General features: G+C 38.3%; 18 protein-coding genes and 1 pseudogene. 12 read left to right on the top strand and 7 right to left on the bottom strand.

All coding sequences use genetic code 11. The annotated features are described in order from the left end of the window. Positions 1-47: 47 nt before the first annotated feature. The 3 genes and pseudogenes from HMPREF2961_RS05525 to HMPREF2961_RS05515 all read right to left on the bottom strand — a co-directional run bounded on the left by HMPREF2961_RS05525 (position 48) and on the right by HMPREF2961_RS05515 (position 4,227). Positions 48-2,219, bottom strand: a pseudogene (locus HMPREF2961_RS05525) (DUF4129 domain-containing transglutaminase family protein). Further along, on the bottom strand, positions 2,209-3,279 hold the full coding sequence (locus HMPREF2961_RS05520; RefSeq protein WP_002316392.1) for a DUF58 domain-containing protein: 1,071 nt from the start codon (positions 3,277-3,279) through the stop codon (positions 2,209-2,211). The pseudogene HMPREF2961_RS05525 and the gene HMPREF2961_RS05520 overlap by 11 nt, the downstream one beginning before the upstream one ends. Positions 3,280-3,336: 57 nt before the next feature. Further along, positions 3,337-4,227 (bottom strand): AAA family ATPase, encoded by an 891-nt coding sequence (locus HMPREF2961_RS05515; protein ID WP_070704238.1) that lies wholly within the window; start codon positions 4,225-4,227, stop codon positions 3,337-3,339. A gap of 257 nt (positions 4,228-4,484) precedes the next feature. On the opposite strand from HMPREF2961_RS05515, the gene HMPREF2961_RS05510 reads away from it, so the two are divergent. Then, positions 4,485-5,777 (top strand): hypothetical protein, encoded by a 1,293-nt coding sequence (locus HMPREF2961_RS05510; protein ID WP_002316391.1) that lies wholly within the window; start codon positions 4,485-4,487, stop codon positions 5,775-5,777. A 73-nt stretch (positions 5,778-5,850) separates the two neighbouring features. Beyond that, positions 5,851-6,426 (top strand): hypothetical protein, encoded by a 576-nt coding sequence (locus HMPREF2961_RS05505; protein WP_002291618.1) that lies wholly within the window; start codon positions 5,851-5,853, stop codon positions 6,424-6,426. 63 nt (positions 6,427-6,489) lie between these two features. Here the strand turns inward: HMPREF2961_RS05505 and HMPREF2961_RS05500 are convergent, their stop codons facing one another. Beyond that, positions 6,490-6,855 carry a hypothetical protein gene (locus HMPREF2961_RS05500; protein WP_002308708.1) on the bottom strand — a complete coding sequence of 122 codons (366 nt, stop codon included), beginning with the start codon at positions 6,853-6,855 and terminating at the stop codon, positions 6,490-6,492. A gap of 207 nt (positions 6,856-7,062) precedes the next feature. Between HMPREF2961_RS05500 and HMPREF2961_RS05495 the strand changes: the two genes are divergently transcribed. From HMPREF2961_RS05495 to HMPREF2961_RS05480, 4 genes are all read left to right on the top strand, one after another. Continuing rightward, positions 7,063-7,545, top strand: coding sequence for a hypothetical protein (locus HMPREF2961_RS05495; protein WP_002308710.1), 483 nt, complete (start codon positions 7,063-7,065; stop codon positions 7,543-7,545). Positions 7,546-7,739: 194 nt separating this feature from the next. Next, positions 7,740-8,630 (top strand): phosphate ABC transporter substrate-binding protein PstS family protein, encoded by an 891-nt coding sequence (locus HMPREF2961_RS05490; RefSeq protein WP_070704235.1) that lies wholly within the window; start codon positions 7,740-7,742, stop codon positions 8,628-8,630. 250 nt (positions 8,631-8,880) lie between these two features. Further along, positions 8,881-11,349, top strand: coding sequence for a cation-translocating P-type ATPase (locus tag HMPREF2961_RS05485; protein WP_002308713.1), 2,469 nt, complete (start codon positions 8,881-8,883; stop codon positions 11,347-11,349). A gap of 184 nt (positions 11,350-11,533) precedes the next feature. Further along, complete coding sequence (locus HMPREF2961_RS05480) at positions 11,534-13,003, top strand: C69 family dipeptidase (RefSeq protein ID WP_141755559.1); 1,470 nt, start codon at positions 11,534-11,536, stop codon at positions 13,001-13,003. Positions 13,004-13,097: 94 nt separating this feature from the next. On the opposite strand, the gene HMPREF2961_RS05475 is transcribed toward HMPREF2961_RS05480, so the two are convergent. Further along, positions 13,098-14,837 carry an ATP-binding protein gene (locus HMPREF2961_RS05475; RefSeq protein WP_070704229.1) on the bottom strand — a complete coding sequence of 580 codons (1,740 nt, stop codon included), beginning with the start codon at positions 14,835-14,837 and terminating at the stop codon, positions 13,098-13,100. After that, positions 14,834-15,538, bottom strand: a complete 705-nt coding sequence (locus tag HMPREF2961_RS05470; RefSeq protein ID WP_002336500.1) for a response regulator transcription factor — start codon at positions 15,536-15,538, stop codon at positions 14,834-14,836. Before HMPREF2961_RS05470 ends, HMPREF2961_RS05475 begins: the two co-directional genes overlap by 4 nt. A gap of 130 nt (positions 15,539-15,668) precedes the next feature. Here HMPREF2961_RS05470 and HMPREF2961_RS05465 point away from each other — a divergent pair, with 130 nt between their 5' ends. From HMPREF2961_RS05465 to HMPREF2961_RS05445, 5 genes are all read left to right on the top strand, one after another. Further along, positions 15,669-16,172 carry a 2-thiouracil desulfurase family protein gene (locus HMPREF2961_RS05465; RefSeq protein ID WP_002313561.1) on the top strand — a complete coding sequence of 168 codons (504 nt, stop codon included), beginning with the start codon at positions 15,669-15,671 and terminating at the stop codon, positions 16,170-16,172. Then, positions 16,132-16,470 (top strand): putative DNA-binding protein, encoded by a 339-nt coding sequence (locus tag HMPREF2961_RS05460; RefSeq protein WP_002291603.1) that lies wholly within the window; start codon positions 16,132-16,134, stop codon positions 16,468-16,470. The genes HMPREF2961_RS05465 and HMPREF2961_RS05460 overlap by 41 nt, the downstream gene beginning before the upstream one ends. A gap of 20 nt (positions 16,471-16,490) precedes the next feature. Further along, complete coding sequence (gene ffh / locus HMPREF2961_RS05455; protein ID WP_002291602.1) at positions 16,491-17,909, top strand: signal recognition particle protein; 1,419 nt, start codon at positions 16,491-16,493, stop codon at positions 17,907-17,909. Between the two features lie 111 nt (positions 17,910-18,020). Then, positions 18,021-18,593: a DNA-3-methyladenine glycosylase I gene (locus tag HMPREF2961_RS05450; protein ID WP_002308719.1), complete on the top strand. Its 573-nt coding sequence runs from the start codon at positions 18,021-18,023 to the stop codon at positions 18,591-18,593. An 18-nt stretch (positions 18,594-18,611) separates the two neighbouring features. Then, on the top strand, positions 18,612-19,133 hold the full coding sequence (locus HMPREF2961_RS05445) for a dihydrofolate reductase family protein (RefSeq protein WP_070704226.1): 522 nt from the start codon (positions 18,612-18,614) through the stop codon (positions 19,131-19,133). 76 nt (positions 19,134-19,209) lie between these two features. Here HMPREF2961_RS05445 and HMPREF2961_RS05440 read toward each other — a convergent pair whose 3' ends face one another. After that, positions 19,210-19,764 carry an NADPH-dependent FMN reductase gene (locus HMPREF2961_RS05440; RefSeq protein ID WP_002308722.1) on the bottom strand — a complete coding sequence of 185 codons (555 nt, stop codon included), beginning with the start codon at positions 19,762-19,764 and terminating at the stop codon, positions 19,210-19,212. Between the two features lie 179 nt (positions 19,765-19,943). Here HMPREF2961_RS05440 and HMPREF2961_RS05435 point away from each other — a divergent pair, with 179 nt between their 5' ends. Continuing rightward, a complete protein-coding gene (locus HMPREF2961_RS05435) occupies positions 19,944-21,056 on the top strand; it encodes a helix-turn-helix domain-containing protein (protein WP_070704223.1) in 1,113 nt (370 codons plus the stop codon).

The following is a 21,056-nucleotide window of genomic DNA, read 5'->3' as shown; positions in this document are numbered from 1 at the left end:
CAGCTAGTTCTCGGCATTCCAGAAGTAGATTCTCTAGGAATTTTATCTTATTTTTTGAAGCTGCTCCCTTTTGTCATAACCTTTTTGTATACCGTTTTTCTTATTATATGCGTTAGTTCTAAATAGGTTTTTTTATCGAATTTTACCGGATCTGCTTGTCGCCCATATATTTCTGCTTCATATTGAGCAGTTAATCGAATGAAACGTTGATCTAGCTTGAATGTTTGTTCTATTCGTTGGCTGTATGCCTGCAAAGATTCTGCGGGGGTGCGCGGTACCAGTGTTTCCAAATGGTGGAGAAGTTTTTGATACGCAACCGCATTAGTAGAAGCAAAAAAATGAAGATAGATAAGATAACTTGTCCAGCGCAGAGATTTTCTAAATAACAATAGAAAGAACAACAAGACGGATAAACACACCCCAAGGCTGAATAAGACGATTTTATAAGACGGTGTGAGTGTCGTGTTATCTGACGAAATAGTCTCAGGTTTCTCACTGGAAATAGTTTCTACTATATTTTCGCTTTCTTTTGGCTGTTCTTCAGCAGATTGGACGGTTTCTGTTGTTTCAGCGGCTGGTTGTGAAACAGTTGGATTGGCAAATGAAGGAGTTGGTTCAAATGGAAGCCAGCCAAACTCGGGAAAGTACACCTCTGGCCAAGAATGAGCATGACTATTGAGAATGCTGTATTCCTCATTTCCTTGCTCATCTGTTCCTGTTCTAATCCCATCCGTAAACCCTTTTGTCCACCGAGCTGGGATGCCTAGTGTGCGAAGAAGGACGACCATAGAAGTTGAAAAGTTGTCACAGTAGCCGACTTTTGAATCGAAGAGGAAATAATCTACATAATCGCGTTCTTTAGGCGTATGTCCGGTATCCGTTTTGGAATAGCGAAAATTCCCGCTTGTTTTCAAATACTGTTCGACAGCTTCAACTTTACGAATTAAAGTTGCTTCATTTTTGGTCAATTCGATCGCTAAGTCCTCAATACGTTGAGGCAACCCTTTCGGCAACTGAAGATTTGTCTGTTGTTTTTCTAAATCATCGGCCTCTAACTAACTGCTTTTTAATTCTTCTCTCGTAAAAGCTAATCTTTCTGTTTGTAAGGACGCCAATCGCGTCGATTCATTCGGGACAGGGATGAATCGTTGGCTTTCAGGCAAATAGTAAAGCGTTTGTCCACTGGCTAATGAAAAATCAGTCAAGGTAGTATTTCCATAAGGATAAGGTAAGAAAGCTTGGTTTTTTAGCGTCAATGTAATGTTTTCTTTTTCTTCCATAACTGTTTGGTAGCTTGTGATATCAACAGGAAATTCTTGGATTGGTTGGATGGGTGCATCCGGATCTTCTACCCATCCAGAACCGGTGTAATGATTCTTATTTTCTATCTTCCAATAGCCGTTTACTTTCTGGTTCGCTGTAAAAACAACTTCGCCATTATCATACAATGGACCACCAAGTTGTTCATCATTTTCACTGAAACCCGTTCTGGCACTTCCGGTTAATTGATACTCATGGAGTCTGTCATAAAGCCCTTCATCATTAAGATATTCTCGGATCGGTTCACTCGTTTCCTCAAGAGATTGGTGTACTTTTGGGAGATATAAAGGCAAGATGGCGCTGAAAGTGAACAAACAAATAAGCAGGATCGTAGTAAACGACTGGAATCGAGCGTTTCCCGACAACAATCGGAGGGAGAAAAATTGCCTTGCTGCCAAATATACGCATAAAACAGCTACTACCGCAATCATTTCGTACAATAGTTCTTTTTCCCGAAAAACGGTAAGCATCATGAAGTAACCCATCAATGCAAGAAAGGGTGCATACCAATAGTCGTAATCCACGGTCAAAGTAATAAATAAATAGATCAACAACAATATGAGAAAAAAAGCTGTCTTTTCTGGTAAATAATGAAGTTTACCTTGGGATAGATGGAAGAATTCCTCTGTAACTGACGAAAAAAACTGTACGACCCATAATAAAGAAATTGTCTTTGAAGGAAAATAGGTAAACAAACAGCCAATCATTACTGGCAAAGAAAGTAGTAATCGTACCCATTTTTTAGGAATACAGCAGACAATAAGACATAGGATACCAATAGTCAGGATAAGAGGATAGCTATTTTGCAATTGATTAGCTGCTACAAATATCGGAGCACCTACACTTAGCATCATAAAGGAGTAAACGCCACGCAGGTATTTTTCCCATTTAATCGTCAATCCATTCACCTCCTGACAGTGAACATACCTTGTCTTTTTCTTGTATCATGATTTGTTTTTCTGCGAAATAAACAAGATAGACCGTTCGATCTTTCGACAATGTTTCGACAGCTTCTGAGACTTCAGGAGAATGCTCAGGAATAAAGAGGACGATTTGTTTTTTTGCCTGTTTTTTCAAGTGTGCCAAAAAAGTTTTCTCATCGCCAGCGTTCAAAGAAGCAAAATAGGTATATCCAGGATCTTTGCCATGAAAGGTACGGTCGCCTAATATCAGAAGTTCCGGCTGCTTTTCTTTTCTCAGATGCCATAAAGAAAAATACAAATCTAGCAGATGGTCAAATTTCAAGCTAGGTGAACCCCAAAAGCAAAGAAGCGGAGAATATTCTTCTTGATACTCGTATTCGCGGTATAACCACTCTTGACTATGAGCAGACAATTTCCAATCGATTCGGTTAAAAGAATCGCCGGGGCGATAAGAGCGATGTTCTCGAAAATCAAGACCTTTTTGATACGCGTTCAGCTGTTGTTTTTTTTCCAGAACTCTTTGCAATGTTTCTGCTTGAGTTTTATGAAAAGCAGGAAGAACAGTCACAGGAAAAGAAAGCTCTCTTCTTGTCCTTTTTCTAAAAAGTCCTAGACTATCATAGGCTGTAAAAATGACGGTTAATGCTTCATGGAACCCTCTCTCTTTTGGTTGCCAAAGTACTTGGACTTCTTGCGGTTTATTTGTAAGGATCAATATTTCTTGTTTTTTTTCTGCAAAGATCTCTGGAAAGACGATCTGTAAACGAGGGAGAGGGAAAGAAAAAGCTCCTTTTTTGGCTATAGAAAAAATAACCTGTATACTTTTTTTACGATAAACGACTGGCTGGACTGTGCAAGTAACAGAAAGTTTCTTTAGAAAGGTGCTTAATGAAAACACACTCCATGATACATAAAGAGTAAAAAAAGCCAATAAGAACCACCCTAAAGAATTGTTGAATACAAGAGCAAAAAAGACAATGACGAAATATATCAGAAATAACACAAAATTAATGAAATAATCTTTGGCTTTTTCCATTATCTACCTCACGGGAATTGGGATTTGGGCAACAAGGTCATGGATCATTTGTGTCTTTTAGTCTTCCTTCAATGAACGATCGTAAAAAATCAGGCGGTGGGAAAAAACGAAAGGAACTAAATCTTGCAAATCTTTGGGCGTGACGTAATTTCTCCCATGGATTAATGCATAGGCTTTTGCTGCTTGAATAAAGGCAAGGCTTCCTCGTGGACTGATACCAAGCTGGATAGCAGAGTGGGTTCTTGTTGCGGATACTAACTGCAAGGCATAAGATGCCACTTCTGGTCTGACAAAGACATTCGCCACACTTGTTTTTATTTCTTCTATTTCATGACTGTTCAAGACGACCTTCAAATTATCCAACACTTTTTCGAATTTATCCAAAAGTAGCAGAAGTTCGTCGTCAAAAGAAGGATAACCAATTTGTAGTCGGAATAAAAAACGATCGAGCTGTGCTTCCGGCAAAGGGTATGTTCCTTCATACTCGATTGGATTTTGTGTAGCTAAGACAAAAAAATGATTGTCTAGGGGGTATGTATTGTTGTCGATCGTTGCATGATTCTCTGCCATTGCTTCTAAAAGTGCTGACTGAGTACGGGGAGTCGTACGATTGATTTCATCTGCTAACAAGATCGTTGTAAAGATTGGCCCCGGACGAAATTCAAACTCTTTTGTTTGTGAGTTATAGACGGAAAAGCCCAAAATATCACTAGGAAGAAGATCAGGTGTGCATTGGACTCTGCTAAAGGTTCCTTGCACAGCCTTTGCTAGTGCTTTGACTAGTAATGTTTTACCTACACCGGGAATATCTTCGAACAAGACATGACCACCTGCTAGCAGGGCAACGATCATCAATTGGATAGTGGAACGTTTACCGATGACCGCTTTTTCTAATTCTTGTATCAACTGATCGATTTTTTGTTTGGATTCTTCGATTTTAGCTTCCATTTTCACATCACCTTCTCATGAAATCACTATTTAATTTAATTGTAATGGAAGGGGATACATCCTACAAGCAAAGTGATTTTATTATGTTTTTTTTAAATACATTCGTTTTAAAATGAGAATACAATTAAATTAAGTAAAATAAAAAATAATGAGAGAAATTTGCGTAATTAAGTAAATAGAAAGGGACTTTTTATCTTTTTAGAAAAGAGCCCTTTCTGATCAAACAATATGTTTAGAAACTAGGTGAGAGATGATCAATGAGATGGCAAAAACTATTATCAAAAAATGCACAGAATTTATTTTCACTAATCAACCTAATGAAAGATCTAATCTGGCGAAAAACGGATCTAGCTGAAGAACTGAAAATCGATGTCAAAACAGTTGATCGGCATCTAAAACGTTTGGCAGAAAGCGACTGTCCAATCCAGCTGATTCTTCATAAGAAAACCGTTCAGTTAGTTTATGATCAAGGATATAGCGAACCCTACCTCCTTTTTGTTTTTCTGATTCAATCACCACCTTTTTGTCTACTGAAAAATCTGCTGTTGAATGAACCTTATGAGCAGGAGTATGATCGTTCGACACAAGAGCGGTTGAGAAAATGGTTTGGTGAGTATCACCTTTCGTTTTCTTATAAAAAAGCGCAGATCTTTGGTTCAGAAAGAAAAATACGGTACCTGCTATTTTGTTTCTTGAAAGATTTCCCCCATTTTTTTGCAGACGATGGAGAGCAATCCTTTTCAGAGACATTCATCCAATTATTGAAGCAACGAAAGGATCCGGCAGAAATCGAGATTTTAGGAGACAGTCGAACCCTTTTCTTTGAGTTGTTTCCAGAATTACTTTTTAGAGAAGAGCAGATTTTGCCAATAAAAGAAAAAAATTATCTAGCGATTTTGCGCTTGAGCTGTAACCAGATTACTGAAAAACGGTGGGAACGGATAGAAGAGACACAAGACTATCGGAAATTGACGATCGTAACTGAAAAGCTTGATTCGCTGTTTTGGCTGAATAGTGAGTTTGAAAGTGGAAATAAATCAAAGCTGACAAAAGTACTTTACCAAGAATGGCTTCGTTATGTGATTGGTATCCATGATCGATTGGTGGAAGAAGAAGTTCGTTATTATCAGGAAACATTAGAAAAGTTTCCCAATTCCAAAGATAAACTGTATCAATTTCGTCTAGCAATCCAACAAGCACTTGCACACCCCGCAGTTGAGTGGGGAATGCTTTTACTTAAGACACTCCAAGAACGGGGGTATTTAGATGTCCATCCTCCTGAAGTGAAAATCGTCTTTTTTTTTCGTTATGAACATCAGGAAGCAAGAAGACTTGCCGGGGTACTGAACAAAACCCTAAGACATCGAAAACGGATTTCGATCCATGTTTGCACTCGAAATAAGCCACCTCGTTATGCAGATCTAGTGATTACGGATCATTTTTTTCCATTAGACCATAATGAAGATCAAAAAACGTATCTGTACCATCCTTCATTTGGTATTGAAAGACTACTTACGGATATCAATTACTGGTTAGGGAAAAACCGATAAAACCTTTGGAAAACAGATCAAAACAAGTCAGTCTATGCTATAATAAAAAGCGATTAGTAAAGGAGGAAATCCATTGGAATTAAAGAAATTAGAAGTTCCCACATCTTCGATCACAGAAGTGAAACGATCGCCGATGGATGTATTTGCTCAAGCGCGAGACGCGGGAACTGGCGTATATATATTTAATCGGGAAAAAGTAGCTGGTGTGATGTTGACCCAAGAACAATACGAAACGCTCTTGCAAGAACTAGATGTCCTTCGTCAAACAGTGAAAGAGGAACTGAAAGAACCAAAGGAAAAAGAAATACATGAAGAATCTGTCAATAAAACAGCTTCCGTCGTATCCAATGCTGAAGGGATGGAAGAGTTGGCACAAACATTACAGCACTCGCTTATTACTGGTGTGACGATTACAGCAAAAAATCTAGATGAACGAATGGTCGCACTTGGTTTTATTACGAAAAAAACCGGATTTGGCGGGGTCGTGGATATGCTCAGCGAATTGATGAAAACCGGGAAAATCAATTACCAGCTAAGAAGAAAACCGCAAAATCGGACCATCATCGCTGAAATCATAGGGGAGCAAAACAGTCAATCCCAATTGATGGATAAGATTATTATCAAAAAAATTTTTCTACATGAATTATAAGAAAACCCTATATGTACAAAAAGAAAAAAACAGCTTCTCTTTGTACATATAGGGTTTATTTTTTTAGGGATGCCGTGCTTTTTTATAAGATAAGGCTACCGCCCATAACGATCCAAGGATTTGTGGAACTAAGTAAATGCCAGCTAGAATCAAAATCAGTTGGGTCGGTTTTAAAGGATGATAAAAGTACCGCCATTCAGCAAAATTGACGCAAAATAAATAGGAAGTGACAGTAGATATAATGTTGGCGATAAATAAAGATAAAATACGCCTGCTTTTTTGGAAATAATACCCAGCAAAAAGAGATAAAAATATCAACGTGATGAATCCGCTTACGGAATGATAATGGAAATCAAGCAGTAAAGCGAAATGCACATAAGGAACAAAAGATAAAAGCAATGGAAGATTCTTCCAACACGTTTTTATCATATTTTGTCACCACCTAACAAGTGTTATTATTTTGTTAATTTTATTGTAAATTGAATCATATAATAATCAATTACTTTTTCATTATTTCTAGATTAAATGAATAAACTCTCATGCCATTATCTCTAAAAAAAAAGTTTTTCCCCCTAATTTTTTTAGATAGAAAATTGTATAGTATGATGAAAGAAAAATTGGTTTGGGGGAACATTGATGAGAAGAAAAGCAGTAATCGATCGGCTTTATTTATTTTTTTGGTTTTTTCCTATCGTTTTGCTACCTTTTACATGGGTAAATGCTGTTGTGCAAGGTGCCGAGATATTAGGGCTGATCCAAGGAAGTGGATTTGTGGTTTCTAGAAATTTTCCAGCTTTGACTATTTTTTACTTAGTGATAAGTGTAGGTCTATTACTGCCAAAATCTCTGATCAATCATTATAATTGGCAGCTGCTTTATTTTTCTTGTTTACTCATATTCACATCTATGTTTTCCTTGTTGCCTCGCATGATCATCGGTCCTAATGGTTTGAGCGAGAGCGGACTGAAGGATTCAGCATATCCCTCCATGTATTTCTTGACCATTAAACCGTGTTTCTATTTAGTCATTGTCTCATTTATTCTTGCGACATTCTTTTACTTCTGGACAGAGATCCGGATAAAAAGTGAACGATCTGTATCTATAAAAAATAACCGTTGATGGTGGATCATCGGTAACAAGCATATGAGCGGCGGAAAACGCCTGTTTCTCATATGCTTTTTTATTATCGTGTAAAGAATCTGAAAAACGTTTACATGATTTTTACATAACTTAACTATATTTTTACAGCAACCATACGAGGGATTTACAGTCGACTGATAAACTTTAGTTGTAAATAAGAAAGGAGCAATAAAATGAAAAAAGTATTGTTTACTCTAGGCATGATGGGAGTTCTTTTAGCCGGATGCGGCTCAGGATCAGGAAATACAGATGGCTCTGCCATACAAAGTAATTCAAGTGACTCAAATGAACAAGTAAAAATCGTTGCGGTAGGTTCGACAGCATTACAGCCTTTGGTCGATGGAGCACAAGAAAGTTTTGTACAAGAAAATCCGAATTATCAAATCTCTGTACAAGGAGGAGGAAGTGGAACTGGTTTGAGCCAAGTCGAAGCTGGAGCAGTTACTATCGGAAACTCTGATGTATTTGCAGAAGAAAGAGACGGGATCGATGCCTCTAAATTAGTGGATCATAAAGTAGCAGTAGTTGGGATGGCACCAATCGTCAACAAAGATACAGGTGTCAAAGATATCACAAAACAGGAATTGATTGATATCTTTACAGGAAAAATCACTAATTGGAATGAAGTTGGCGGGAAAGATCAAAAGATCAACGTTGTGAACCGTGCAAACGGCAGCGGTACCCGTGCGACATTTGAAAAATGGGGATTAGATGGTGCCACACCTATACAGTCCCAAGAACAAGACTCATCAGGAACTGTTCGGCAGTTGGTAAGTCAAACACCAGGAGCAATCAGCTATTTGGCCTTCTCATATCTCGATGATTCCACACAAGCACTAAGTATCGACGGTGTAGAACCAAAAGAAGAGAATGTAGCAGATAACAGCTGGAAAATCTGGTCCTATGAACATATGTACACGAACGGAAAACCTTCCCCTGAAGTCCAAAAATTCTTAGACTACATGATGACAGAAGAAATCCAAGAAGGACCTGTTAAAGAATTGGGCTATTTACCAATCACAATGATGGAAGTAGAACGTGACCACGAAGGAAATATCAAATAACTAGCAGATAAATATGCTACAGTTATAGTGACAATCAAGGAAAAATCAACTATCTTTCCCCGCATATAGATTTTTCCTTTAATTGAGAAAAAGAGCGACGACATAGAACTGTCGTCGCTCTTTTTTTGCTATATGACAGGAATGAAAGGTGTATGCAAGCTTAATAGGAGGAACACTTTTCATATCTGTTCTATACTGGATAGGAGAAGTTTGTAAATATCCAGAAAACGAAATTGATCGAGGTAGCCACATGAAGAATAAATGGACAAATCGAAGTAAAAAAAAGAAAATAACACAAAAATCATCTGACAAAGTTATCCGTCTTTTTCCCTCGTACAAAGAAGGATTGACAGCAGAACAAGTCAAGGAACGAATAGAAAAAGGTGCAGCAAACGATTCAGTCGATCCCACATTCAAAACAAACCAACAAATTATATTGGAAAATATTTTTACGTATTTCAATTTGATCTTTCTTATCTTAGCCATTTTGCTTTGCCTAGTAGAATCTTATAAAAACTTGACCTTTTTACCAGTTATCATAGCCAATACAGGAATCGCTATCTTTCAGGAAATTCGATCCAAAAAAGTCTTGGATGAATTGAATGTATTGAATACAGCAAAAGTCAATGTCATAAGAGAGGGGATAGAGCAAACAGTAGATATAGAAAACCTTGTATTAGATGACATTGTTATTCTAGAGACTGGACATCAGATTCCAGCAGATGCAGAGGTCGTGGAAGGAAAACTGCAAGTCAACGAGGCTTTATTAACAGGTGAAGCAGATGAGATAACCAAAGAAATAGGTGATCCATTGATGTCCGGCAGTTTCGTTGTTTCCGGAAAAGCTTACGCCCGATTAGACAAAGTCGGAGCAGATTCGTATATTTCCCAATTGACAGTCAAAGCCAAGACAATGGGAGAAGGAGAACAGTCGGAGATGATTGCTTCTCTTAATCAATTGATCAAATGGATTGGGATCATCATTATTCCTATCGGTATTCTGCTTTTTTCTCAAAGTTACTTTTTTAATGGAAACACGATGAAAGAAAGTGTCGTCGCAATGGAAGCAGCATTGATTGGTATGATACCTGAAGGACTGTACTTGTTAACGACGATTGCATTAGCATTAAGTGCGACTAAACTAGCAAAGCAAAGAGTTCTTTTACACAATATGAAAAGCATTGAGACATTGGCAAGAGTAAATGTCCTTTGTGTAGATAAAACAGGAACGATCACAGAAAACAAAATGTCTGTCCAAAAAGTGATTGTCTCTAAAAAACAAAAAATAATCAGCCAATCAGATCAACTGGAAGAGCGCATTGCTGACTATGCAAAAGCGATGGCAGGAGACAATGCAACAATGGAAGCCGTCAAAGAATACTTTACAAAAACCACTGATCAATCCTATCACCAAGTCATTCCTTTTTCTTCTGTCCAAAAATTCAGCAGTGTAGCGTTGGGAGACAAGGTATATGTTTTAGGAGCACCCGAAATGGTTTTGCGAGATCAGTTGCCGGAATATGCGGAAGAGTTTGTTTCTTTCGCTGAAAAAGGCTATCGCGTGTTGGTCTTTGGTGTGTACGATGGGATTCTTGAAGAACCAGTATTAACGGAGGCAGTCACACCATTAGGGTATATCCTGATCGCTAATCCTATCAGAAAAGAAGCAAAAGCCACATTCAATTACTTCAAAAAACAGCAAGTAGCCATCAAAGTGATTTCTGGAGATAATCCGCTCACCGTATCTAATGTAGCTGTCCAAGCAGGGATTTCACATGCTGATCAGTACGTTGATGCGTCTAAATTATCAGAAGAAGAATATGAAGCAGCTGTCGAAAAATATACAGTTTTTGGACGCGTCAAGCCAGAACAAAAGAAAATCTTCGTTCAATTGCTAAAGCGTAACAATACAGTAGCTATGACAGGTGATGGCGTGAATGACATTCTAGCCATGAAAGAAGCAGACTGCAGTATAGCGATGGCTTCTGGCAATGAAGCCGCCATGCAGGCCTCACAAGTGGTCTTGCTTGATTCTGACTTTTCACGCATGCCGGAAGTTGTTGCAGAAGGACGGCGCGTCGTGAACAATATTGAGCGATCAGCCAGCTTGTTTTTAGTGAAGAATATTTTCTCCTTTTTGCTTTCGCTGTTTTCAGTCATCTTTGCTTTGACCTATCCTTTAGAACCATCACAGATCACATTGATTAGTTTGTTTACGATTGGACTTCCATCTTTCTTGCTTGCTCTAGAAGAAAACAAAAAGCGAATCAGAGGGAAGTTCATCATGAATGTGATGGAAAAGGCTGTGCCAGGTGGACTGACAGATATGATCGTAGTCGGTGCGTTGGTGATCTGCGGGGTGACTTTGGATCTAAATAAAACAGATGTTTCTACAGCATCTACTATGCTTTTGATTGCAGTAGGATTTCTTGTTCTCTATAAAATCTGTTCACCGCTGAATAAATTCAGAAGTCAGATCATTCTTTTCTGTGCTAGCGGTATCTTTTTTTCGGTCGTTTTTTTGCATAAACTGTTTTCAATCACCGGTATCTCAGCTGTATCGCTTTTGTTGTTGAGTATTTTATTTTTCTCGGCAGATTCGATTTTTAGGCATTTGACTACATTGGTAGAATATTTGTTTGAACGTAAAAATGAAAAAGAGCCGGAGATAATAAATAAATTGCCTCGGTTCCTTCGAGTATTCAAAAGAAATAAATGACTAATAAGATAAAAGAAGCTTAAAAATACATTAACTAAAAAATTGTATTTTCTAAGCTTCTTTCTGTATAAAAAACAAAGCAAATTTTTATCTAGAACTTATAGAAAACCAATTAAATCTTTACTTCAGGTGTCCTATAATCATTTTTGAAATCGTTTTTACAAAAGTGGGAGGGATGCTTCAAATGAAAAATAGAAGATTGCTTCAATTTAGTTTATTTTTAGGTGTACTGTATGGGATTTTCTTATCAGTTTCTATTGATGCTTGTACGACGGTTTTAGTAGGAAAAAATGCTTCAGTAGATGGATCAACGATGATTGCTAGAAATGAAGATCTGAACACGGCTTGGTCAAAACACTTTGTTGTCAGAAAAGAAAATACGAATCCTTCACATTTTGTATCAAAAGGGAATGGATTTACCCTTGATCTTCCGAAAGAACAGCTGAAGTACACAGCGACCCCAGAATGGGATACGTCAGAAGGATTATTTGAAGAAGATGGTATCAATAGCAAGAACGTTGCAATGAGCGCTACTGAATCAGCTACGACAAAGGAAGAGATATTGAAAAAAGATCCATATACCGCGCATGGTATCGCAGAAGACTCTATGTTGACCGTGACCCTTCCTTATATTGATTCAGCAAGAGCAGGGGTAGAACGATTAGGAAAAATCGTTGCTAAGCAAGGAGCTGCGGAGACAAATGGTGTGATTTTCTCTGATAAAAATGAAATCTGGTATATGGAGATACTTAGTGGTCATCAGTGGGCAGCTGTCAAAGTTCCAGATGACTGTTATGCAGTTATTCCTAATATGTTGTCAATTGATTCATTTGATTTGAAGGACAAAGATTCTTATCTTTGTTCAGCAGATTTAGAATCTTTTTTAGAAAAGAATCAACTGATAAATACGAAACGGGATATTTCTTTAAGAGACATATTTGCAGATAAGTCAAAGGATGAAAAATACAATCTTCCTAGGATATGGGATGCACAGAGAAAACTGACACCTTCAAAGAAACAAAAAATAACAGATCGTTCATTTGAGATGTTTGTCAAACCAGATAAACCTATTTCAATTGCAGAAACAGCTTATATCATGACATTACACTTTAATGGTACTGAATATGATACCATCGAAGGGACAAAGCCAGATAAGTATCGTCCAATCTCTGTGCCGAATACGATGGAATCTCATATTCTACAGATAAGAAACAATGTACCAGAAGAAATCAGTGGTATCCATTGGTTAGCGTTGGGGATTCCTGATACAAGCAATTATATACCATTTTATAGCAATATAAGCGAGACACCCGAAGCTTATCAAAAAGGAACAGATATGCCAGATGATATTTCCGCTTACTGGACATATCGGTTGACGAACATCTTGACGAAGCCATACTATAGTGATTTTAAGAAAAATATTACTTTACCAACTCGCCAAAAAATTCGAGACCATCTATCGAAAGAGTTAGCAAGTACAGACCAACAAGCAAGAGAATTAATAGTAAATCATCCCGAAAAATTAACGGATTATTTGAATCAAAAAACACAAAGTTTTGCTGATTATGCTATAGATGCTTATCAGAAAATGAACCAGGAGCTGATTGTAAAGATGTCAGAAAAGACAGCTACACATCATGACAAAGATCTATAACATGTGGCTCAGCGTTTTTAGCTAATAAAAAGCCTGCTTTTCAGCGTAGTAGATGATCGTTAGACATCTAAACATTGCTGCAAGCAGGCCTTATTTAATTGCTTTTCTGAATGGTAACGGTGAAAGTCGAACCTGTTCCAAGATGACTGTCTACAGTAATTGTACCATGAAGGAGTTGCACGTAGTCTTTTACAATCGCTAACCCTAGTCCGGTCCCGCCTGAATGTCGGCTTCGTGCCTTGTCTACGCGGTAAAAACGCTCAAAGATCCGTTCCTGATCCTCAATGTCGATACCTATACCAAAATCTTGGACAGAAAACGATAATTCATCTGTTGCCTGGTAACGGATAATGATCTCGCTGTCGTTTTTTGAGTATTGGACAGCATTTTCAATCAGATTTTTGAGGATTGGATAAAGGATATCTGTTTTAGTAGTAAATGGTTCGTTCTTTCCAATCAATCGAATCGTCAACCGTTTCTTTTCGATGATTGGCTGATAATTTTGAACGATTTGCTGGAAATAAGGTTCTGTATAAATCGTCTGGATCTCGTAAGAATTTTCACCGTCTTTTGACAGCTGGATGATTTCCCGAATCAATTTATCTAACCGAATCGCATCTTTTTGCATGATCTCAAGAAAAGAAGTCAGAGTTTGTGGGTCATCTTTTGCACCATCCAGTAAAGTCTCGGTAAAACCAATCAGTGAAGTCACAGGAGTTTTTAATTCGTGGGAGACGTTGCCCACGAAATCCTTTTGTAGCTTTTCTAAACGTCGCACTTTCGTTAAGTCATACGCCACCCCTAGAATCTGTCCGGTACCTTCTGAATTAGTAAAGTAGCGCAAACTCAAGTCTAATGTCTGTCGTCCTTCAGCGATGGTGATCTCCTGATGGATCAGCGGATGCTCAGGAGTCACTTGGTGAATCAGCTGAATGAGTTTTGGCTCTTGGATGACTTCTGTGTATCGTTGTTCAGGTTCATAGCTTGTCACGTTTAAATGCAACTGCATCTTTGGATTAAGCAGTAGTAAACGAGAATCAGCATCATCAATCAGGAATACGCCTATCATCAGTTCATTTAATAATGTGTACAATTGTTCTTCTGTTGTAGTATACGCTCGATACATCTTACTCATTTGTTCGCTCAGCTCATTGATTGTTTGATACAATTCCTCCCATTGGTCAGGTGTCTGCATGATTACTTCTGCTTGGTTTGGATTTTGTACCATTTTTCTAAGAACAGGCAGGACAGTTTTCAAAGGCTGATTTTTTTGGTAGATCAGGTAATAAATCATTCCTGCAAGAACAAGGAAGAAAGACAGAAAGAAGAAAAAGACCCAACGGCGAAAGCTCTCCGTTCTCGGTAAAAATCCGCTTGTCGGTTCTGCGATACGTAAAATGGCTTCTAACTGGCCTCCTTTTTTGACTGGTAATGCGACGTATAAAAGATCCTCATTCAAAGTAGTACTTTTGCGCAAAGCGCTACCTAGGTTCCCACCATTCAATACAGCTTTTATTTCTGGACGAGAACTTCGCCGTTCATTCAATGTTTCATTGTTTGTGTCAAATAAGATTTTTCCAGTAGCATCCATTAAAGTGATCCGTTCGTTCGACTGATGGACGAATTCTTCCAAAGCAGTTTTGTTTTGCGCTGCTTGGAGGTTTTCGACATCTAATTGCCGGATCAGTAGTTGTGCTTTTTTTGTCAGGTAGCTTTCTTGCTGTTCGACGATCTGTTGTTGGAAATAATGGGAGATCAATTGCCAACCACCAAAAAACAAACTAATTAAAAGAATAAGAAAGAAGAGACGCTCATAAATTTTTTTCCATTTCATCGTTTTGGTTCCTGAAACTTATAGCCAAATCCTCTAACAGTCACCAAGTACTTTGGATGTTTTGGATCTCGCTCGATTTTTTCTCGCAAATGACTAACGTGTACATCTACGATACGGCTTTGTCCTGCGAAGTCAAAATTCCAAATGCGGTCTAGCAATGTGTCGCGATCGATCACACGGTCTTTTCGTTTCATGAAATAAACGAGTAATTCAAATTCTTTCGGTGTGAGTTCAATCAGATGATCGTCTACGGTGACTTGATAATTGGTCAAATCAGCAGTGATTTGTCCAATCGATAGATATTCAGGCTCAGCTTCATCTTTTGATTGCTTACGAGGTTCGATCCGTCTGAATATGGCTTTCATACGGGCTAATACTTCACGTGGACTAAATGGTTTGGTCAAATAGTCATCAGCACCTATCTCCAGACCAATGATTCGATCCACCTGATCATCTTTAGCCGTCAGCATCAAAATCGGTGTTTCATTTTTTTCTTGACGCAGCCGCTGAGTGATCTCCATGCCATCCATCGTTGGAAGCATCACATCTAAAATGATGAAATCAAATGATTGTTCTAATGCTAATTCTAATCCTTCGCCTCCATCTGCGGCACTGGTTACCTTATAGCCTTCTTTTTCCAAATTGAACGTCAAGAGCGTCACAATAGAAGGTTCATCATCAACAATTAGTATTTTTTTCATTCAAATCTCCTTTAAATAGGTTTCATTCTGTTTATATTTTAGCATAGAATCAGTACAAGGGGCTATTTTACAGAAGAAATAAATGGTATAATAGGAAGGCACTTTGCTGAATAGAAAGGAAGAGCAGTCAATGATTGGAATCAGTGCATGTTTAGGCGGTCTGGCCTGTCGCTATGATGGACAGAAAAAAGAAGTACCAGAATTGATGGAACTAGTTGAAACTGGCGAAGCCGTCATGGTCTGTCCAGAAGTAATCGGCGGATTGTCAATTCCTAGAGATCCTGCTGAAATCATTGGTGGAAATGGGTTCGATGTGTGGAAAGATCAAGCAAAAGTATGGACGACAAGCGGCGAAGATGTAACGGAAGCGTACAAAAACGGCGCGATCAAAGCCTATCAAAAATTGCAGGAAAAGCACATTGATCTAGTCATCGTGAAGGAAAAAAGCCCTTCATGCGGGACCCATTCGATTTATGATGGAAGCTTTTCCGGAATAACAAAAAATGGCGCCGGAGTGGCCACTGCTTATTTTATTCAGCAAAAAATGACTGTGCTCTCTGATGAAGAATGGCTGAAAACTAGAGGTGAGCAGAATGGAAATCGAAAAGACCAATCGAATGAACGCGCTCTTTGAATTTTATTCGACCTTATTGACAGAAAAACAAATGAACTACATGGAGTTATATTATGCAGATGATTTTTCATTAGGCGAGATCGCGGAAGAATACGAAGTAAGTCGTCAAGCAGTATATGATAATATCAAGCGGACAAGCAAGATCTTGGAGGATTATGAAAAAAAACTCCATCTCTTCTCTGATTATATTGTCCGAGAACAGATATTGGAAAAGATGACCGCATATATTACTGATAAGTATCCGGAAGATAAAAAACTGCTTGAATATGTACAGCAAATTCAAGCAATCGAAGAATAAATAAAAGGAATGAAGAAAATATGGCATTTGAAAGCTTAACTGAACGTCTCCAGCAGGCGATGGGAAAACTAAGAAAAAAAGGAAAAGTATCAGAAGCTGACGTAAAAGAAATGATGCGGGAAATCCGCCTTGCCTTACTAGAAGCCGATGTTAACTTGCAAGTAGTCAAAGACTTTACTAAACGCGTACGCGAACGTGCGGTAGGGGCAGAAGTGCTGGAAAGTTTATCACCAGCACAACAAATCGTAAAAATCGTTGATGAAGAATTAACAATCACACTTGGTTCTGAAACAGCAGAGTTAAATAAATCACCAAAAATACCAACTGTTATCATGATGGCTGGTCTACAAGGGGCAGGTAAAACAACTTTTACCGGTAAATTAGCGAATTATTTAAAGAAAAATGAAAATGCTCGTCCGCTCCTAATCGCAGGGGACGTATATCGGCCAGCAGCGATCGACCAATTGAAAGTATTAGGTCAACAGCTAGATGTTCCTGTATTTGATATGGGAACAGAAGTCAGCCCAGTAGAAATCGTTCGTCAAGGGATGGAGCTAGCAAGAGAAAAGAAAAACGACTATGTATTGATCGATACGGCAGGACGTCTACACATCGATGAAACATTGATGGATGAGTTGAAACAAATCAAAGAACTAACTCAACCAAATGAGATCTTGCTGGTTGTCGATGCCATGACTGGTCAAGATGCCGTCAATGTAGCTGACAGCTTCAATCAGCAATTAGGGATTACTGGAGTAGTCATCACTAAACTTGATGGGGATACTCGAGGCGGGGCAGCATTATCGATCCGCTCAGTGACAGGCGCACCAATCAAATTCATCGGTTCTGGTGAAAAATTGACTGACTTAGAAGTATTCCACCCAGATCGTATGGCTAGCCGTATCCTTGGTATGGGGGACATGCTGACACTGATTGAAAAAGCGCAGCAAGACTATGATGAGAAAAAAGCGGAAGAACTTGCACAGAAGATGCGGGAAAACTCATTTGATTTCAATGACTTTATTGAACAACTCGATCAAGTGATGGGGATGGGCCCACTGGAAGATCTAATCAAAATGATCCCAGGAATGAATCAAGTCCCTGGAATCGAAAACGTCAAGGTAGATCCAAAAGATGTTGAACGCAAAAAAGCGATGGTTTATTCTATGACACCAGCAGAAAGAGCAAATCCTGATCTGTTGAATCCAAGCCGTCGTCGCCGAATTGCTGCTGGTTCTGGAAACAGTGTGGTTGAAGTAAACCGAATGATCAAGCAATTCAAGGAATCAAGAAAAATGATGCAACAAATGTCCAAAGGGGATATGAACATCCCAGGTATGGACCAAATGTTTGGATCAGGCGTCAAAGGGAAACTAGGCAAAATGGCGATGAATCGAATGATCAAGAAAAATAAGAAGAAAAAGAAAAAACGGAAATAAGATAAAAAAAACAGCTTCGGTACAGACTGAAAATGTCTATTGCCGGAGCTTTTCTATCAGCAATTTTTATTCTTTACTGATACAATTACTCTAAACAAAGAGGTGGCACAAATGAGATGTCCGTGGAGTGAACAGACAGAAAATATGCAGCAATATCATGATACTGTCTGGGGTGTTCCTGAATATGATGACCAAAAGCTGTTCCGAAAATTGATGCTCGACATCAATCAGGCAGGATTGAGTTGGCAGACGATTTTAAATAAAAGTGAAGCATTCGATAAAGCATATGATCAATTCGATATCCAAAAAGTCGCAAATTATGGAGAAACAAAAATGAGCGAACTAATGGAAAACAAAGGAATTATTCGGAACCGCAGAAAAATCGAAGCTGCTGTCCAAAACGCTAAAGCAGTCTTGAAGATTCAAGAAGAATTCGGCAGTTTTTCTGAGTATCTTTGGTCGTTTTCTAATGGAAAAATCGTTGATTCTTCTTATCATTCACAAGAAGAAGTCCCGACAACAAGTCCTCTTTCAGATGAATTAGCAAAGGATCTAAAGAAAAGAGGATTTAAGTTTATCGGAAGTACAACAATCTATGCTTTTTTAGAAGCAGTCGGGATCATCAATGATCACCTTGACAGTTGTTTCCGCAAAGAAGAGGTCGTACGTATCGGAAAAAAATAAAGAAAGGACGAATAAAGCATGCGAAAAATCATATTTTATGGCGCTGTAAGTTTAGATGGTTATTTGGCAACGAAAACGGATGATCTTCAATGGCTTTTTGACACTCCGACAGGTGAGCAAACCACTTATGAAGCTTTTTATGAAACAATCGATACGACCATCATGGGCAGGAAAACTTATCAGGAAGCAAAAAAATATTTGGAAACCGAAGCAATTTATCCAGAGAAAAAGAATTTCGTTTTTTCAACCAATGCACAATTACAATTGCCAGATGCTGAGGTCGTACACGAAGAGCCTATTGCTTTTCTAAAAAATCTACAAATGACAGAAGGAAAAGATATCTGGATTGTGGGTGGAGGTCGATTGATCAAACCGTTAGTAGAACATCAAATGATTGATGAATGGTATATCCAGATTGCCCCTGTATTATTAGGGGACGGAATCCCTTTATTCCAAAAAGGAACCTATGAAGCACGTTTTGAATTGCTAGATACGACACGATTCGGTGAATTTATCGAATTGCATTATATACGAAAGTAGAAACAAAAAAAACAAAAAAGACAACTATATGCAGAAGTGTCCTGTACATAGTTGCCTTTTTATTACTATTCTAATTTTATTCTGCTAATTTGTTAGAAAAATCTAGATATGCATCTAAAATCGTTTGGAAGAAACTTAATGTTCCTTCAACGATATTGCCGTTTTCATCAATTAGATTCGTAACGTTTCCGATATATGCTTCCGGTTGTTGCAAGGTAGGCACATTCAAAAAGACAAGTGATTGGCGTAGATGGTGGTTTGCGCCAAAACCGCCGATCCCACCTGGTGATGCAGTAACGACTAAACCTGGTTTATGATCCCAAACACTGTGTCCATAAGGTCTTGAGCCTACATCTAAAGCATTTTTCAATACTGCTGGCACAGAGCGGTTGTATTCAGGAGTAACGAAAACGACACCGTCTAATCCACTCACTTCCTCACGAAAACGAGTCCATTCAGCAGGCGCTTTTTCTGGGGTTTCAAGATCCTCATTGTAAAATGGCAGATCATCGAATTTTACAAATACACTTTCGTACCCTTCAGGAAGCAATTTCGCAAAAGCTTCTGCTACTTTTTTGTTGTAAGAATCTTTTCTTAAACTACCAATAAAAAATCCAATTTTTTTTGTCATACGATTTTTCCTCCTTCAAACTATCTATAATAATCTTACAAAAAATAAGTAACTGGAGCAAATAAAAACACTTACTGGCAAAAGTTTCGTTTCAGTTGACAAATGATCGCGAAGTATCGTTAGTCTCCATTGCCAACCCTCTTGGAAAGTCTATATAATGAAGAAAAAGGAGGGATAAGATGGAAGAATTATCATTATCGAAAAATGTAGCAAATTTACGAAAGAAAAAAGGCGTGACCCAAGAAATTATAGCTGAATTCATAGGTGTGACAAAAGCTTCTGTTTCCAAATGGGAGACAGGCCAAAGTATGCCTGATGTACTCATATTGCCTAAATTAGCCAGTTTTTTTGATGTGTCTGTTGATGAACTGCTCGGCTATCATCCTCAATTGACGAAAGAGCAAATCAGACACTTTTATCAGCAGTGGACCACCGCTTTTTCTGAAGAGCCCTTTGAATATGTGATGGAGGACTGTAGAAAAGCGGTCAAACAATATTACTCATGTTATCCTTTTCTTTTACAAGTAGCCGTTTTGTGGTTGAATCATTTTATGCTAACAAAGGATCTGGAGGAACAACAAGCAATTCTGTCTGAAGCAGAAGCGTTATGTACGAAAATCGTAGAAGAATCAGCAGAATTATCTCTATGCAATAATGCTTCTTTGTTAAAAGTAGCGGTCATGCTCCAGTTAGGCAAACCAGAAGAAGCTTTATCTGAAATCGAAGAAAAAGCGGATCCTTATCGTTTTGCCCAGCAAAGCGACACCTTACTTATCCAAGCGTACCGAGCCGCTGGTCAAACAAAAAAAGCGGTAAGCTATACTCAATTCAGCATGTTTTCTCATTTAATCAATCTCGTATCTTCAGCCACTCATTATCTATTGATCCAAATCATTCAATTACCGGTTATAGAAGAAACTGTCAATAGAATAGATGCTGTGATCCAAGCATTCAACCTGACGGCGGTCCATCCCAACAGTTGTGCTCAATTTTCTTATGCTGCAGCCTGTGCTTATGCGAAACATGAAAAAGAAGAACAAGTAATAAAGTGCTTAAAACAGTTTGTGGATTTGACACTTATACTTTTAAGCGAGGAAGGCAGGATCCTTCATGGTGATAGGTATTTTGATGAGATAACTGAGATATTTGAAGGAGCAGATCTTGGGGTACAGCAAATAAGAGACACGAAAATCATCAGGGAAGGGGCATTGAGTGCATTAGAAAATCCGATTTTTCAACAAATTGAAAGATCAAAAATTGAAAAACTAAAAAAACGATTGGCAGGCGAGTAA

The sequence above is a fragment of the Enterococcus sp. HMSC076E04 genome, assembly GCF_001814285.1.
Taxonomy (GTDB): domain Bacteria; phylum Bacillota; class Bacilli; order Lactobacillales; family Enterococcaceae; genus Enterococcus_B; species Enterococcus_B lactis.
Note: the sequence above shows the minus strand (reverse complement) of the source record. Positions and strands in the feature narration are given on the sequence as shown.